Source organism: Rhizobium sp. RCC_161_2 (genome assembly GCF_041355235.1).
In the GTDB taxonomy this organism is placed as follows: domain Bacteria; phylum Pseudomonadota; class Alphaproteobacteria; order Rhizobiales; family Rhizobiaceae; genus Rhizobium.
Window position 1 is genome coordinate 148423 of sequence record NZ_JBFUPL010000009.1, and the last position, 14119, is coordinate 162541.

The following is a 14119-nucleotide window of genomic DNA, read 5'->3' on the forward strand; positions in this document are numbered from 1 at the left end:
GCAGGCACCAAATTCGATACAAGATCAGTTTCTGGACCACGTTAGTCCGTTATCGGTTCGCCGAGCGTATGCATCAGGCGGTTCGCCCAACCGAAGATGGCGGACGAGAGGACGAGGTCGAGAGCTTCCAGTTCGTCGAGCCCGACGTCGGCCAGAGCCTGTGCGTCGGCCGCCGTTGCCTCTGGAGGCGTTGGCGACAGTCGTGCCGAAAAGTCGAAGATTGCCTGGAGATGCTCGTCGAGTATCGCGTCCAGACCGTCGGCGAATATGGCTTCGATGACATCCGGGCGTTTCGTCAGGCTGTTGAACCGCGAGGCGTGGACAGCGGCGCAGTAGACACAGCGATTGACGACGGACGCGGCGACTGCGCCCAGCTCGCGCTCGCTTCCGGCCAGCCCGTCTTTTCCATACATGATCAGATTGAACAAGGGTGAGCGGACCGCGAGCGTCTCAGGGTCGTGAGCCAGGGTGAGTACATAGGGCGAGATGCCCTTGTTGGAGGGCGTCGTCTGCATCGCCGCGTGCTGCTCTTCTGTGGCGGTCGCGAAATCGACGGGAACCACATAGGGCTGCCAGCGTGGCACCGTGGTGGTGAAGGCGTGGACGACCTCGCTCATCGCATTTCTCCAAGCAGCTTCAGGCCGGCGAGAACGCGCACCTGATAATTGACGAAGGCCGCAAGCTCCGCGAGCCGGACGATGTCGGCATCGGTTACGCCGACTTGGCGCAACGCTTCCACATTTGCACGCGTCGCATCGCGTGGCGCGACCGTCAGGCGATCGGCGTGGCGAACGATCTCCGCGGTTCGCGGGTCCGTCACATTGTTTTCCGGGTCTGTGAGCGTGGCTGTAGCCGGATCGTCGGCTTGAGTGACAAGTGTGTCGTAGTGGCTTGCGAGCGCCAGATTGTTGTTCTGCCGTGCCATACGGGCGGCGAGCGCGGCCCTCAGTCCGTGAGAAATTCCGCCGGGATCGCGCGGTAGGAGCACTGCGTCATGGGCCGCTTCGCTCAGGCGCAAGATCTCGGCGCGTTTCTCCATGGCTTGCGCGAGCGCGGAACCCGGCTTCACGGAGACCAGGGTTTCGATGAGTGTCAAAACAAGCTCCTCAATACGTCAGCAGGCATGCGAACTAGGTAGGCTCGCCGTCTCATTATGTCAAATGCTAATGATGGCCAGCACTTGATGCGGAATATTTATCTATTTCCATCCGCCAATTGAGAATTGTCATGCTTTACTGACATGAAGGAGAATGTTTGATGTCATATATGCATTCTAGCTCTTTCGATATCCGGCAACTTGAGGCCTTCGCAGCGGTGATGTCCGCTGGCAGCGTGACCGGGGCTGCCCGGCTCCTCGGGCGCTCGCAGCCGGCGGTCACCAGGCTTATTCAGGATCTGGAAGCCGATATCGGTTATGCGCTCCTGCACCGAAGCGGGCCGCGCATCAGTCCGACGGCACGCGGCCTGCTCTTTCATGCCGAGGTCGAGCGCCATCTGGCCAGCCTTGCCCATATCCGCGAACGGGCGAACGCAATCGGACTAGACGAACCGACGTCGTTGACGATCGCCGCCACGCCGTCGCTTGCGGCCGGCGTCCTGCCGCAAGCGATCGCGGCCGTCGCACCGGACCTCATTCCGCGTCATCTTCATGTGCAGGCGCTTGCCGCCGAGAACGTCGTGCAGGCCGTGCTCGCCCGCTCTGCGGACTTCGGTATCTCAAGCCTGCCGCTGGAGCATCCCGGCCTCGACGTTCACTGGGTCGCCGACGCGCCGTGCGTCGTTGCCCTCGCCGCGGGCGATCCGCTCGCCAGTGACGACGTCGTGCGGCTCGCAGATCTTGCCGACCGTCGCATCATTACCTTAGCGAACCCGTATCGCCTGCGGCATCGCGTTGACGAAGCTCTGGAAAGAGCGGGCGTTGCGCCGCAGCGGATGATCGACGTCAACGCCTCGATGACGGCCCTTACGATGGTTCGCGCCGGACTGGGAGTGGCCATCGTCGAGCCGGCAACCGTCGTCGGCGTTCCGCTCGAGGGCATCGTGATGCGCGTGCTCGACCACACCATCCCCTTCCTCTTCGGCGCGATCTCGCCTGCCGCACTGCCGATGACACCGACCGTCGCCGCCATAATTGATGCGGCCCGCGCGGTGGCCTTGGCGATGCCGGGTTGCCGACTGCATGAATCAGGCGGCGTCGAGGCCTTGGCCGACACCGTATACGGACAAACGATGCTGCCAGAAGGAACCCCTTCATGAGCGACCCGTCCTCCATGCCTCAAGGACTCGACGCCCTCGAAGCACGGCTAAAGCAGGATCTCGCCTGGCTCGAGCTTCCGGCCAAGTCCTGGGTTCCTCCCCGCGACGTCGACGGTAAGCCGGTCGTCGACGTCGTGATCATTGGAGGAGGTATGGCCGGGCTCGTCGCTTCCGGAATGCTGAAGCGGCTTGGCGTTGCCAACCACGTCGTGCTCGATAAGGCACCCGCCGGCCATGAAGGGCCTTGGATCACGTTCGCGCGAATGCGCACTCTCCGCTCTCCCAAGCAACTGACCGGACCGGCCATAGGGCTGCCGGCTCTCACCTTCCGCGCTTATTATGAAGCATTGTACGGCAACGAAGCCTGGGGCGCACTCGACCGGGCGCCGCGCGAAATCTGGATGAACTACCTGATCTGGTACCGCCGGGTGCTCGACCTTCCGGTACGTAACGGAATATCCGTCGACGCGGTCATTCCTCGCGAAGACGGTATGCTTGATGTGATCTGCAGCCACGGCGAGGGGACCGAAACCCTCGTTGCCCGCCATGTCGTATTGGCGACGGGCCGTGACGGCCTAGGTGGCCCGTACGTGCCTCCCATCGCCGACGGCATCGATCGGAAATTCTGGGCCCACACGGCAGACGCGATTGATTTCGCGGCACTAAAGGGCAAGCGGGTCGGCGTCTTGGGAGCAGGTGCATCCGCGATGGACAACGCTGCCACCGCTCTCGAAGCTGGGGCAAAACGCCTCGACATGTTCGTGCGGCGCAAGGAACTGCCGCGGATTAACAAGTTTACCGGCATCGGCAGCCAGGGCGTCGTGCATGGTTTTGCGGGCCTTCCCGACGAGTGGAAATGGCGATTCCTAAACTATGCGATGGGCCAGCAGACGCCACCACCGCGGCCGAGCGTCCTGCGCGTCAGCGCGTTCCCGCAAGCTCATCTCCACTTGGAAAGCCCGATCACCGCGCTGGCGCAGGACGACGATCATCTTGTGGTGACGACGCCCAAGGGGTGCTATCCGGTCGATTTCCTGATTTTCGGCACCGGTTTCAAGGTCGACCTGACAAGCCGGCCGGAACTCGCCGCCGTCGCGTCCCACATCCGTCTCTGGCGCGACCGCTTTCCCGTGCCGGCGGACATGCCGAACAGTGAACTTGAAGGTTCGCCCGACCTCGGCGACGCCTTCGAATTTCTGGAGACGGAACCCGGCGCATGCCCAGCGCTGGCAAAAATCCACTGCTTCAATTTCCCTGCCACGCTGAGCCACGGCAAGCTCACCGGCGACATTCCTGCCATCAGCGAGGGCGCCGACCGGCTCGCGCGCGGCATTGTCAGGGCGCTCTTCGCCGCCGACCGCGAGCGCCATTTCGAAAACCTTCAAGCTTTCGACACGCCCGAACTCCTTGGAGACGAATGGGCGGACGACGAGATGAAAACGCTTTCCGAATCATCCTCCGAAAGGACATCGACCTGAAATGCTTGAGATCAAAAACCTAAAGCTGTCCTACGGAAGCACGCAGATCCTGAACGGCGTCAATCTCTCGGTGAAGCGCGGTGACGTGGTGTCGATCATCGGTCCGAGCGGCACCGGCAAGACGACGCTGCTGAAATGCATCAACCACCTTGCCAAGCCCGCGTCCGGAACCATCGCGTTCGACCAGATCAAGATGGACTTCCAACGCCCGGACAAGAACGCGATCCAGGCAATCCGGCTCCGGACAGCCATGGTCTTCCAGCAGTTCAACGTCTTCAAGAACATGACGGTCATTCAAAACGTCATGGATCCGCTTGTTGTCGTGCAGCGCAAGTCGAAGGACGAAGCACGCGAGATCGCCCGGCGGGAACTTGACCGCGTCGGCCTCTCCGACAAGCTGGACAACTACCCGTCCCAGCTCTCGGGTGGCCAGCTCCAGCGCACCGGTATCGCCCGTGCGCTGGCGGTCAAGCCGGACGTTATGCTTTTCGACGAACCGACGTCGTCGCTCGACCCGGAACTCGTCGGCGAGGTCCTGAAAGTGATCAAGGACGTTACGTCCTCCGGGATCACCTCCCTCCTCGTCACCCACGAAATGCAGTTCGCGAAGAACATCTCGAACCGCATCGTCTTCATGGACCGTGGCCTAGTCGCCGCCGACGGCAGTCCTGCCGAGATCTTCGACGCCCCCTCAAACCCACGCCTTGCCCAATTCCTTAGTTCCGAACACTCACTCCAGTAGAGAAAGGATGCCTGACATGTCTTACATCAAGTCAATCTCCCGCCGTACCTTCGGTCTTGCCGTAGCAGGCGTTGCAATCGCCCTTGCTACCGCGGGTGCATCCTATGCCCAGGATTCCGTCCGGACCATCAAGATTGCGACGGCGGCGGAATCCAAGCCGTTGTCGTGGGGCGCGATCGGCGTCGAGCCGCAGGGCTACGAGCCCGACGTGCTGAAGGCGATCAATGCGAAACTTCCCCAGTACAAGTTCGAGATGGAAGGCGCTGCCGACATCGCACAGGAAACCGGGCTGGCCACCGGCAAGTACGATATCGCGACCGGCGGCTATTATCGGGCGCCCGCGCGTGAAAAGCAGTTCCTCATTCCGGAAAGCCCGATCGGCGCCAGCCTGATCAAGATCTACAGCCGCAAGGACAGCGGCATCAACGAGATGAAGGACCTTGTCGGCAAGAAGATCGTGCCTGTCACGGCTGGCGGCGGCATCTACAAATTCGCCACCGCATGGCAGGAAAAGAACCCTGACACCAAGATCGAGATCACCGCATCGAGCGCCGGCGTGCCCTACCCGGACCGCCTGAAAGAAGTTCAGAACGGCAAATACGACGCCCTCGTTCTGCCGTCGAATCTGGGCGAACAGACTGTCATCGACAATCAGAAGCTCGACATCAAGGCGAGCGAGCCTGTCTCGATCAACAATACCTTCGTCCTGATCCACCGTTCCGAGGAGAACCAGGCTCTCTCCAACGACATCGATAAGGCTCTGAAGGAGCTCAAGGCCGATGGCACGCTCGCTAAGCTCTCGCAGAAATGGTTCGGCGAGGACATCACCACGTACATGAAGTAACGCCACGAACTGACGATCAAGGTTGAAATCGCAAGAAGGAGTGTTCCGAGGTGGACCTTTCCGTAATGATCCCCGAGTTGCTGAAGGCATTGCCCCTGACACTCGCGATCACGTTTACAGCCATGGTCGTCGGCTTCGTATTGGCGTTGATTGCGACGACGTTCCGGGTTCGAAGGACGCCCGTGGTCAGCCAACTGGCCGATCTCTACGTGTCCTACGCCCGGAGCGTTCCGGTCGTCCTCCAGTTGTTCGTCGCATTTTACGGCCTCCCACTTGTCGTCGGCCTGTTCGAGATCGAAGATTTCGTTTCCCCGAATGTCGCGGCGATGGTCGGCCTCAGCCTCTACCATGGGGGCTACCTGTCGGAGGTTCTGCGGCCAGCCTATCTGGCCGTCGAACGCGGCCAACACGATGCGGCCGACAGTCTCGGATACACATTTCGTCAGAAGATGTTTCGCGTCGTGGGACCTCAAGCGGTTCACATCGCCTTGCCGGGCTACGGCAACTCCATCATCTACCTGATCCACAACGTCGCGCTCGTCATGTATATCGGCGCCGCGGACGTGATGGCGACTGCGCACCTCGTCATGGAGAGGGACTACAACCAGTACCAGTTCGAGACCTACCTCGTGCTGGCGGTGATCTATTCGCTGTTGTGCCTGGTGACGTGGCTGGTCGTGCGGTTCTTCGAAATGCGGAATTCGAAGTTTGTACCGAACACCGCGACGGCGAAGGCCACCATGATGGCAAGCGTCTGATCGAATAGGAGGTCATCATATGTTCGATTCCGAAGTCCTTCTTCCCGATCTCTGGGACATCCTTGGCGCAGTTCCCGCGACGCTTGCCATGGCGCTCGCGATCTTCGTCCTGTCCACAATCGTCGGTAGCCTGTTTGCGATGGTGGAATATCGGCGGGTCCCCGTGCTGCGGGAACTGGTCGTCGCCTACAAGGTCGTCTTCAAGGGCGTGCCGATGGTGATCGTCATTTTCCTTGCGTACTACGGCCTTCCCCCGGCACTCCAATTCCTGAGCTCGTTGATCGGAGTGGAATTCAACGGTCATTCAACGCCGAACTGGGTCACGCTCATCGTCGCGCTGACCCTTTGCGTTGCCGCATTCCAGGCGGAGGTGGTGAAGGGCGCATTGAATTCCTTCGACACCGGCCAGGCGGACGCAGCCTACTCGTTGGGCTACAAACGGAGCCAAGTGTTTCGGCGGGTCATGCTGCCCCAGGTGATCGTTGCGGCGATCCCGGACCTCGCCAATTCGATCATGGTCATCATGAAGGCGCTTTCGCTTGGATTTGCCATCGAGGTCGTCGACATCTTCGCGCAGTCGCAGTTGACCGCTGCACTGAACTTCTACTACCTCGAAGCCTTCCTGATTGCTGTCGTGGTCTACATGGTGATCGCCTATGTCGTCACTTTCGCAGCCGACAGGATGGAACGGGCGCTGAGGGTATGGGCATGAGGGTAGTTGTCCCGCAACTCGTGGGCAGGGAAGCGATTCAGGTTGCATCGTAGCCCGCGGCGGCAAGCAAGGGCATCTTGCGGGGCACAGGAATATACGGATGCTACGATCCCATTCAGGATCCGCATCCGTCGCAATCGTCGTCGCAGGTCGTACCAGTGCCGTTCTTCGCAAGAGCAGCGCACGCCGGGCGGAAAGCTTGCGGTTCCTCGATTATCTGATCTACGAACCTGTGCGGACTGTCCTGCTGTACCGTCGGGGAGTGAGCATGATTATCCCGGCTCCCGAACGATACGCTGTCCACTAGCTCATCGCGTCCTCTACTGCTCCGATCCGGCGGTGACCTCGGAAAAATGGGATTTGCCACGTTATCGGGCGGCGATTGAGCCGTCGTGGAGCAGTTCGAGATCAGGCAACGATGCCGGTCACGGCTCTCCAAAGCGATTGCGCGGATGCGATGAATGTGGATGGCGGGAGCGGAGCGTCTGTGATGGGGGTGATGAAGAGATCCCGGAATGCGGAGAAGATTGAGTTAAACGCTGCAGACCACCGGCTCATCGGAAGCTCCGTGTCATCCGCTTTCGTTTTCGAAGTGGGAAAATGGAGTGTTAGCACGCCGGTTCGATTTCGCTCAAGACCAAGGGCTCCATCAGTCACTTCCTTGTATGGCGCTTTCACAAAGCGGATGGATTGCGCCAAAGCGGGCGCTCACCGCCTTTGAACATGCGCTAAGGCAATAGCGCTTCCAAAGCGGTTGTCCCGTAGCGCAGCGACGCATTATATTCGAATATGTGAATATAAATACTTGCTGACTTGGTTGTCCTGGGATACATTCTCTAATTGTAAGAGCACATGATGTTCTTCGCGTTGCCGATTTTAAATCTGACCATCTCACAGCGCCGCATGGTTGCGGTTTGCTGATGCAATGAACGCGTCTTAACACGGGCGAAGTCTGTGGCCGCAGTAGAATTGGGAGATTTTACATGTCATTTCAGTTGCAGGGACGCTGGACGTACAGAAGCTATCGAAACGACACCACGCTCGTTGATGGCAACGCCGACAAGGCACTCAAGAACATCTTCGGCGAGGGCATCTTCATGCTTGCCGTGTCGAATGGGAAAGTGACCGGAACGCTTGATATGGGTTCTGGCTACGTTCTCGACCTCAGCGGCCCGGTAGTGCCAGTCAGCGGCGGAGACGTGCGAATTGCCTTCATGATGATCGGCACGGGGCGGCCGGGAACGCCAACCGCGGGTTGGGAATACGACTATCATGGCACGGATGCCTTCACCTGGCCGAAGGGTATCGACCAGGTCCCGGCATTTGTTGGTTCGGTACTGCGTGCGAAGCCGCATGACGGCTCCCCGGCCGGGTATGTCGCTTCGTTCATCGCCGTCAAGCAGACGTGACCGTAGGGACGCATTTCATCTCAGCACAGATTCCGGTCGCTTGTTCGTAAGGTCTTTCACAACGAGGCAGGCGAGCGCGATCAAGAGACAGTCGCGGCGGCCTTAGGCCGGCAACTCCAGGCACTTTTGATCGCAAGGGGAGGCAGATGATGTCGATGAGCAAGACAGCGTTTGGGACTGCCTGGCGGCATGGTCTAGCAGTTTCAGCTGCGATCGGAGCGAGCATCCCGCCAGTGCCGCCTTTCGCCCAGCTAAGGAGGGCGCAGGCACAGCTTGCTTCGTCGGGCCGGCGGCAACTCTATCTAGCCGTCAAATTCATCGGGAACGGCATCTACAATCCGGCGACCGACCGCGCTTCAGGTGTCCAGCTGTATGGCCGGTGCATTGATCATGCACGGCAATCGGCCACCGACGCAAAATGCCAATCTCGATACTTTGCTGAAAGAGGCCGATGGTCAGCGATCAACGGCTAGACATCACTGATTTTGAGTGGAAACGGTTTTTGACCAAGGGAGAGCGATATGAGCATTACACGTAGATCTGTCATCGTCCAGGGTGGGGTTATCGGCGCGGGACTGCTGGCCAGCGGATTGCCGGGAATAAAGGCGTTTGCGCAGATACCGCCGATCCCTTGGCGGCGTTCCCTTCAGGGATTGGCCTGGAACGATCCGATTGTCGCAACCTATCGCGATGCGGTGCGTATCCTCAAGGCCATGCCCGCCAGCGAGAAATTCAACTGGGTCAAACTCTCGGAAATCCACGGCAGCCCGAGCGGTTTTAAATATTGCCCGCACGGCAATTGGTATTTCCTGCCATGGCACAGGGCCTATACGGCTATGTATGAGCGCATTGTCCGGCTCGTGACCAAGAACAATGATTTCGCCATGCCGTTCTGGGACTGGACCGCCAATCCTTACCTGCCTGACGTTTTCACCATGCAAAAAACACCTGATGGTAAGGACAACCCGCTTTACGTGGCGCAGCGCACCTGGCCGCCCGCCCAGCCGATGCCGAACAACATCGTCGGGCAAGCAGTGCTCAACAGCATATTGGCATCGACACCATACGAAATCTTCGGCACCAGCCGTCCCCGTGGCCAGAATTCGCTCGATCCATCATGGATCACCGGCGGTGGCGGCACGCAAGGCATATTGGAGGCCACTCCGCACAATCAGGTGCACAACAATATCGGCGGTTATATGCCTACCGCTTCGTCTCCGCGCGATCCGATATTCTTCATGCATCACGCCAATATCGATCGCATCTGGGCGACGTGGAATCTCCGCAATTCCAACAGCACCGATCCGCTCTGGACCAACATGCCGTTCAACGAGAACTTCTACAATGTCGACGGCAGTTTCTGGTCCCCGAAAGTATCCGATCTCTATGTTCCGGAAGAGCTCGGATACACATATGGCTTCAGGAATTACTTCAAGGTCGCGACCGCGAGTGCCAAGGCGCTTGCTCTCGATGACAAGCTTTCGTCCGTCATCGCAGCAACGACGCCCGACGCCGCTGTTGCGGGGCTGACGACTGCCTTTGTCGAAAACAGCAAGGCAGCAACGCGAAATGCGCCGCTTTCCTTGCCGGTCAAGATCCCGGCCGGTGCATTGCAGGGCATCTTCAGTCAACCTCCCTTGCCCTCGGGCATGGAGACGATGGACTTTGGCGCCGCACAGGAACAGGCGGCTTCCGCTCCCCGCGTCCTGGCGTTCCTGCGCGACGTCGAAATTACCGATCCCAAGACAACGAGCGTTCGTGTCTTCCTCGGCAAGCCTGATCTGAAGGCGGATACAGCCGTTACCGATCCCCACTATGTCGGCTCCTTCGCCGTCCTCGACCACAGTGGCGATCATGGCGGCGCCCATGGTCACCGACCGCCGCCGTCCTTCGTCCTTGATCTCACGGACGCGATCCAGCGGGTCTATGGCGGCGGGCATGCGGACGGCGAAGACATTGATCTGCAGCTGGTTCCGGTCGGAGCGGGCGCGGGCAAGCCCGGCTCTGCGAAACCTGCAAGGCTAGAAATAGCCATAGTGTCTGCCTAGAATCTGGACCGGGCTGAGAGGTGGAGAGAGCGATGCGCTATCATCTTATGGTGCTCATCGCGATCTGCGCGACGGCAATATTCTCAATGTTGCGTGTCATCAGCCCGGTCCACGCCAATGAGGGTGACATGCAGGCGACAGTCGGCAAGCCGGCAACGATAGCCATCTCCGGTGCAACAGATGCTGTGCCGGCTGATGTCGGCACGCGGGTCGTCGTCACCATCAACGGTTACGAACCTTCGAAAATGGGGCCTGTAACAACAGTCGTATCGGTGCACTGCGGTGACAATACGCAGGAAATCGGCCGCTTCGGTATTTTTCCGGACAAGGCGTTTTCGGCATCGGCAGGAGCCCAACCTCAGCGCTTCAGCTTTCCCCTGCCCGACGATCCGGCCTGCCGCCAGCCGCGTGCCGTCACTATCCATCTCGAACCGCAAACGGGCAATGGCGCAGGCGCCAGCGTCAGTATCGGTGATGTAAGCCGCGAATAGCCTATATTCGGATCGGCCTCTGCAATTGGAAATATGATTTCAGTCGCGGTTTGGGACTGCGGGTCGGATGTGGCCATGTCCCCGACACAATGTGTCATCTGTCTCTCAGGTTGGACATGGCGACGATGATCCATAGTTCGATTTGCGCGACGTAGCCGCAAATCAAATAGGGGTGCGCGGGGTTCGATTCCGTTAATACGGCCGATTGGGTTATGCAGAGCTCGTCGGCGGCGGCCGTGAAGCTGCCGTGATGCGCGGCGGCCTCGAAGACACGAAAAAGGTTGAGCGGCGGCAGTCGATTCATGCGGCGCCCCGAACCTCCGGATGGCTGGCAGTCCTGCGGTGCGGTCGGCACCACATCATTCGTGGCGATCTCGATCGCCTCTGCCAGCAAGTTGGTTCCGAAGGGGCGTTCGTTCATGCGGCATCCCTTAACGTCGTGTTGCGCAGCTCCACGAGGCCCTCCAGCTGGGGAATGACCTCGCAGCCGAAACGCTCGATGGAGGCGAGCGTTTCCCGCCGCCCGATGCCGACAAAACCCATGAAGCAAGAGAGGTGTGTCGGCTTGAGGGCCTTGATTTCCCCGGCGAGTTTTTCCGCACAATAGCTTGCTGGTCCGATGATGGCATTATCGAGAAAATCGTCGAGCGGGGCTCGTCGTTGAGCGGCATCAGGCGCAGGAACGGGCCGTCACGCGTGGGGTCGGCCGTCGAAAGCGGCACGGCCGCGCGGGCGAGGTCGCGCACGCATTGCGCCGCATGGCGCGCGTCGTCGCGGTCCTCGGTAACGTAGACATAACGCTGCACAGCGAGCGGCATCGTGTCCGGATTGCCGCCGGCGGCGCTCCAGCTCGTGGCTATCCTGTCCCGAAAACTCCGCGCCGCACTCAGGCCACGATGGCCGAAGCTCATGAACGGCGTGTGGTTGCCTCGCACCATGCGCGCGATCGGATCGGGGTGGCTGGTGGCGACGAAGACGTCCGGCATGGCGAGGCCGAAGGGACGCATGGAGAGTTCGGTGCGAGGAATGGAGAAGTGCCTGCCGCTGAATTCGACGATGCCGGCCCTCAGCCCCTGCTCGAGGATCGTCCAGGCTTCGAGCATGATCGAATGCCGCTCTTCCGGGAGCACGCGAAACCGCTCGAACTCGTGCGGCTGGTAGCCGCAACCCAATCCGAGCACGAGCCGGCCATGCGTCAGGAGATCGGTGAAGGCAGCCTCCTGCACCAGGCGCAGCGGATCGTAGAAAGGTAGCGCGAGCACGGCGGGCGCCAGCCTGATCTGGTTGGTCTCGGCGGCGCAATGGGCAACCATGAGCATGGAGGACGGGCAGATCGAATGATTGGTGAAATGGTGCTCGGCAAACCATGCGACATCCTTATCAACGGCGTGGCACCCGCCGGCATTGCGACGGAAAACGCGTGCGGCGGGCTTTCTGCCGGAGCTTGCGGCCCAGACTGCGATCGGCCGCGCCGCCGAACCCGAAGATGTCGCCGATGTCATCGTGTTTCTCCTCTCGGAGAAGAACAGGTACATGGTCGGCGAAACCGTCGCCATCAGCGGCGGCTATTTCATCGCAAAAAGATTTTTTCAAGTTGGGCGACGGGTTTCGTTCGATTGCTCGTTAAACCAATAAATGTCGGGCGAGAATCCTGAATGACCAGGCTCATTGAGGTTGGAGCACATGATCGTCCGATGCTGGAGAGCGAGAATGGTTGCATTATCAAACATGCTCATAAATCGAAGTCGCAGATGGTCAGGTCCACCGCGCAGCATCGGCTCCTCATCAGCTTACCGAGAGTCGAGCGCCTTGTCGGAACGATGACTCTCTTCAAGGACCGTCTGATATGTCAGCAATACTGAATCGCCGTGATGTCTGCTTCGCCCTATCTGCTTTAGCTGTCGGTACGCTCAAACCCAAATTCGCTTTTGCTGAGGAGAAGGCAAACGCGAATAGCACCTCGACGGCCTATTTGTATTTCTCGCAGCAGATTGATGACAAATCCACCCTTGAGCTGACCGGAGGATTGATTAATCTAAGATCTCAAGGTTATAAAACAATATATCTTATGATAAATTCTGTCGGCGGTGATATTTCTTCAGCAATATCATTGTATCACATGTTGTGCTCGCTGGATGTAACAATTAATACATACGCGATTTCCAATGTTGAATCCGCAGCAATTCTTCTATTTTTGGCTGGAAAAGAGCGAGTTGCAAATAAAGAATCTATTTTTGCATTTCACTCGGGTCGATGGAGCTTCAATAACGAAAAGCTTACCCCCGACGAAATTAACGAGAGATATACCGCGCTCCAAAACGACGACGATCGAATGAAGGAAATATATAAGGAGCGGCTTTCAATCGGCGACAAGCAATATGACAACCTTTTGGGCTCGCAGCTTCGATTTGTAAGGGCACCGGAGGCATTGAATATCGGCCTGGCAACACGGATCGGCGAGATAGGCATGCAACCGCATGACGGCCTTTATTTTGTTCAGTCTTCCGCCGGCAAGTAGCTTTTGATTAAATGTATCTATCGCTCGGCAGTCGTCGGCGACTGCATGAATGAGGCCGCTTTCGCTCAGCCAGCGTCCCCCGCTTTTAGGAGGGGTGCCAGACGTCTCGGGTTGGGGGCGTAGACGCCTGGCGCAGAGAGGTTCACCGGGTGGTGAACAGTTCTTCAATACAACCAACATTGCCGCGCGCATAGACGCCCAGATGGGTAGGTCGCTCTGCCAATCCGGCCCGCCGATTTAGTTGCCTTCCTGTTCAAATCTCCATCTGCGCCTTCAGGTAGAAAGGTGGCATATAACCGGATATTGGCAGATAATAGCCGCACTAGGGTGCAATCAGAGCACGACGACCTTTGTACCTACGCCGACCCGCCCATAGAGATCCATCACATCCGGATTTGCCATGCGGATGCAGCCAGAGGATACCGCCTTGCCGATCGAGTTGGGCTCGTTGGTGCCATGGATGCGGTAGAGGGTGGAACCGAGATAGAGTGCTCTTGCGCCAAGAGGATTATTGAGGCCGCCATCCATGCGGTCAGGTAATTCTGGCCGGCGAGCGATCATTTCCTTGGGCGGCGTCCAGGTCGGCCATTCTGCTTTGCGGCTGATCGTCTCCGTACCCTTCCACGCGAAGCCCTGCTTGCCGACACCGATGCCGTATTTGAGAGCAGTTCCGTCGTTGAGCACGAGATAGAGGCGTTTTTCCTTGGTGGAGATCACGATCGTGCCAGGATCGTAGCCGGAAAAGGAGACAACAGTACGCGGTATCGGCGACTGCGCCAGGCTCGCCCGCCTGTCATCTTTGACGCCAGAATTGAGTTGGGGAGAGATCGCGCCCCGATCGATCGAAGCCCGCCGTTGTGGAC

At 59.1% G+C, this 14119-nt stretch carries 16 protein-coding genes and 1 pseudogene; 12 read left to right on the forward strand and 5 right to left on the reverse strand.

From position 1 onward, the window contains the following. Positions 1–41: 41 nt before the first annotated feature. Entirely contained in the window at positions 42–617 is a 576-nt protein-coding gene (locus AB6803_RS22500) for a peroxidase-related enzyme (RefSeq protein WP_371110981.1), read from the reverse strand. Next, positions 614–1096 (reverse strand): CMD domain-containing protein, encoded by a 483-nt coding sequence (locus AB6803_RS22505; protein WP_371110982.1) that lies wholly within the window; start codon positions 1094–1096, stop codon positions 614–616. Before AB6803_RS22505 ends, AB6803_RS22500 begins: the two co-directional genes overlap by 4 nt. A gap of 161 nt (positions 1097–1257) precedes the next feature. Between AB6803_RS22505 and AB6803_RS22510 the strand changes: the two genes are divergently transcribed. The 10 genes and pseudogenes from AB6803_RS22510 (at position 1258) to AB6803_RS22555 (ending at position 10738) form a co-directional block, all read left to right on the forward strand. Further along, positions 1258–2256 (forward strand): LysR family transcriptional regulator, encoded by a 999-nt coding sequence (locus AB6803_RS22510; protein ID WP_371110983.1) that lies wholly within the window; start codon positions 1258–1260, stop codon positions 2254–2256. Beyond that, complete coding sequence (locus tag AB6803_RS22515) at positions 2253–3734, forward strand: NAD(P)-binding domain-containing protein (protein ID WP_371110984.1); 1482 nt, start codon at positions 2253–2255, stop codon at positions 3732–3734. The genes AB6803_RS22510 and AB6803_RS22515 overlap by 4 nt, the downstream gene beginning before the upstream one ends. A gap of 1 nt (position 3735) precedes the next feature. Beyond that, the gene (locus AB6803_RS22520) at positions 3736–4476 is read left to right on the forward strand and encodes an amino acid ABC transporter ATP-binding protein (RefSeq protein ID WP_371110985.1); all 741 of its coding nucleotides are present in this window, start codon (positions 3736–3738) and stop codon (positions 4474–4476) included. A gap of 16 nt (positions 4477–4492) precedes the next feature. Next, positions 4493–5320: an amino acid ABC transporter substrate-binding protein gene (locus AB6803_RS22525; RefSeq protein ID WP_371110986.1), complete on the forward strand. Its 828-nt coding sequence runs from the start codon at positions 4493–4495 to the stop codon at positions 5318–5320. Between the two features lie 50 nt (positions 5321–5370). Beyond that, complete coding sequence (locus AB6803_RS22530; protein WP_371110987.1) at positions 5371–6078, forward strand: amino acid ABC transporter permease; 708 nt, start codon at positions 5371–5373, stop codon at positions 6076–6078. 19 nt (positions 6079–6097) lie between these two features. Continuing rightward, entirely contained in the window at positions 6098–6790 is a 693-nt protein-coding gene (locus AB6803_RS22535) for an amino acid ABC transporter permease (protein WP_371110988.1), read from the forward strand. 100 nt (positions 6791–6890) lie between these two features. Beyond that, positions 6891–7094 (forward strand): annotated as a pseudogene (locus tag AB6803_RS22540) (GSU2403 family nucleotidyltransferase fold protein); the annotation flags it as partial. Positions 7095–7773: 679 nt separating this feature from the next. Further along, on the forward strand, positions 7774–8199 hold the full coding sequence (locus tag AB6803_RS22545) for a hypothetical protein (protein ID WP_371110989.1): 426 nt from the start codon (positions 7774–7776) through the stop codon (positions 8197–8199). A 521-nt stretch (positions 8200–8720) separates the two neighbouring features. After that, on the forward strand, positions 8721–10247 hold the full coding sequence (locus tag AB6803_RS22550; protein WP_371110990.1) for a tyrosinase family protein: 1527 nt from the start codon (positions 8721–8723) through the stop codon (positions 10245–10247). Between the two features lie 32 nt (positions 10248–10279). Beyond that, complete coding sequence (locus AB6803_RS22555) at positions 10280–10738, forward strand: hypothetical protein (RefSeq protein WP_371110991.1); 459 nt, start codon at positions 10280–10282, stop codon at positions 10736–10738. Positions 10739–10832: 94 nt separating this feature from the next. Here AB6803_RS22555 and AB6803_RS22560 read toward each other — a convergent pair whose 3' ends face one another. Then, positions 10833–11159: a LysR family transcriptional regulator gene (locus tag AB6803_RS22560; protein ID WP_371110992.1), complete on the reverse strand. Its 327-nt coding sequence runs from the start codon at positions 11157–11159 to the stop codon at positions 10833–10835. A gap of 10 nt (positions 11160–11169) precedes the next feature. Then, complete coding sequence (locus AB6803_RS22565; RefSeq protein ID WP_371110993.1) at positions 11170–12240, reverse strand: LLM class flavin-dependent oxidoreductase; 1071 nt, start codon at positions 12238–12240, stop codon at positions 11170–11172. Here AB6803_RS22565 and AB6803_RS22570 point away from each other — a divergent pair. Together AB6803_RS22570 and AB6803_RS22575 are read left to right on the forward strand one after the other, a co-directional pair. Next, a complete protein-coding gene (locus tag AB6803_RS22570) occupies positions 12143–12373 on the forward strand; it encodes an SDR family oxidoreductase (protein ID WP_371110994.1) in 231 nt (76 codons plus the stop codon). The genes AB6803_RS22565 and AB6803_RS22570 overlap by 98 nt on opposite strands. A 211-nt stretch (positions 12374–12584) precedes the next feature. Next, positions 12585–13256: an ATP-dependent Clp protease proteolytic subunit gene (locus AB6803_RS22575; RefSeq protein ID WP_371110995.1), complete on the forward strand. Its 672-nt coding sequence runs from the start codon at positions 12585–12587 to the stop codon at positions 13254–13256. Between the two features lie 333 nt (positions 13257–13589). Here the strand turns inward: AB6803_RS22575 and AB6803_RS22580 are convergent, their stop codons facing one another. Further along, entirely contained in the window at positions 13590–14099 is a 510-nt protein-coding gene (locus AB6803_RS22580) for a L,D-transpeptidase (RefSeq protein ID WP_371111142.1), read from the reverse strand. Positions 14100–14119: the final 20 nt, after the last annotated feature.

Coding starts and splice junctions, on each gene's coding strand:
- AB6803_RS22560 (WP_371110992.1), bottom strand. CDS start 11,159: ATGAACGAACGCCCCTTCGGAACCAACTTGCTGGCAGAGGCGATCGAG.
- AB6803_RS22550 (WP_371110990.1), top strand. CDS start 8,721: ATGAGCATTACACGTAGATCTGTCATCGTCCAGGGTGGGGTTATCGGC.
- AB6803_RS22515 (WP_371110984.1), top strand. CDS start 2,253: ATGAGCGACCCGTCCTCCATGCCTCAAGGACTCGACGCCCTCGAAGCA.
- AB6803_RS22575 (WP_371110995.1), top strand. CDS start 12,585: ATGTCAGCAATACTGAATCGCCGTGATGTCTGCTTCGCCCTATCTGCT.
- AB6803_RS22555 (WP_371110991.1), top strand. CDS start 10,280: ATGCGCTATCATCTTATGGTGCTCATCGCGATCTGCGCGACGGCAATA.
- AB6803_RS22565 (WP_371110993.1), bottom strand. CDS start 12,240: ATGACATCGGCGACATCTTCGGGTTCGGCGGCGCGGCCGATCGCAGTC.
- AB6803_RS22525 (WP_371110986.1), top strand. CDS start 4,493: ATGTCTTACATCAAGTCAATCTCCCGCCGTACCTTCGGTCTTGCCGTA.
- AB6803_RS22545 (WP_371110989.1), top strand. CDS start 7,774: ATGTCATTTCAGTTGCAGGGACGCTGGACGTACAGAAGCTATCGAAAC.
- AB6803_RS22520 (WP_371110985.1), top strand. CDS start 3,736: ATGCTTGAGATCAAAAACCTAAAGCTGTCCTACGGAAGCACGCAGATC.
- AB6803_RS22535 (WP_371110988.1), top strand. CDS start 6,098: ATGTTCGATTCCGAAGTCCTTCTTCCCGATCTCTGGGACATCCTTGGC.
- AB6803_RS22510 (WP_371110983.1), top strand. CDS start 1,258: ATGTCATATATGCATTCTAGCTCTTTCGATATCCGGCAACTTGAGGCC.
- AB6803_RS22500 (WP_371110981.1), bottom strand. CDS start 617: ATGAGCGAGGTCGTCCACGCCTTCACCACCACGGTGCCACGCTGGCAG.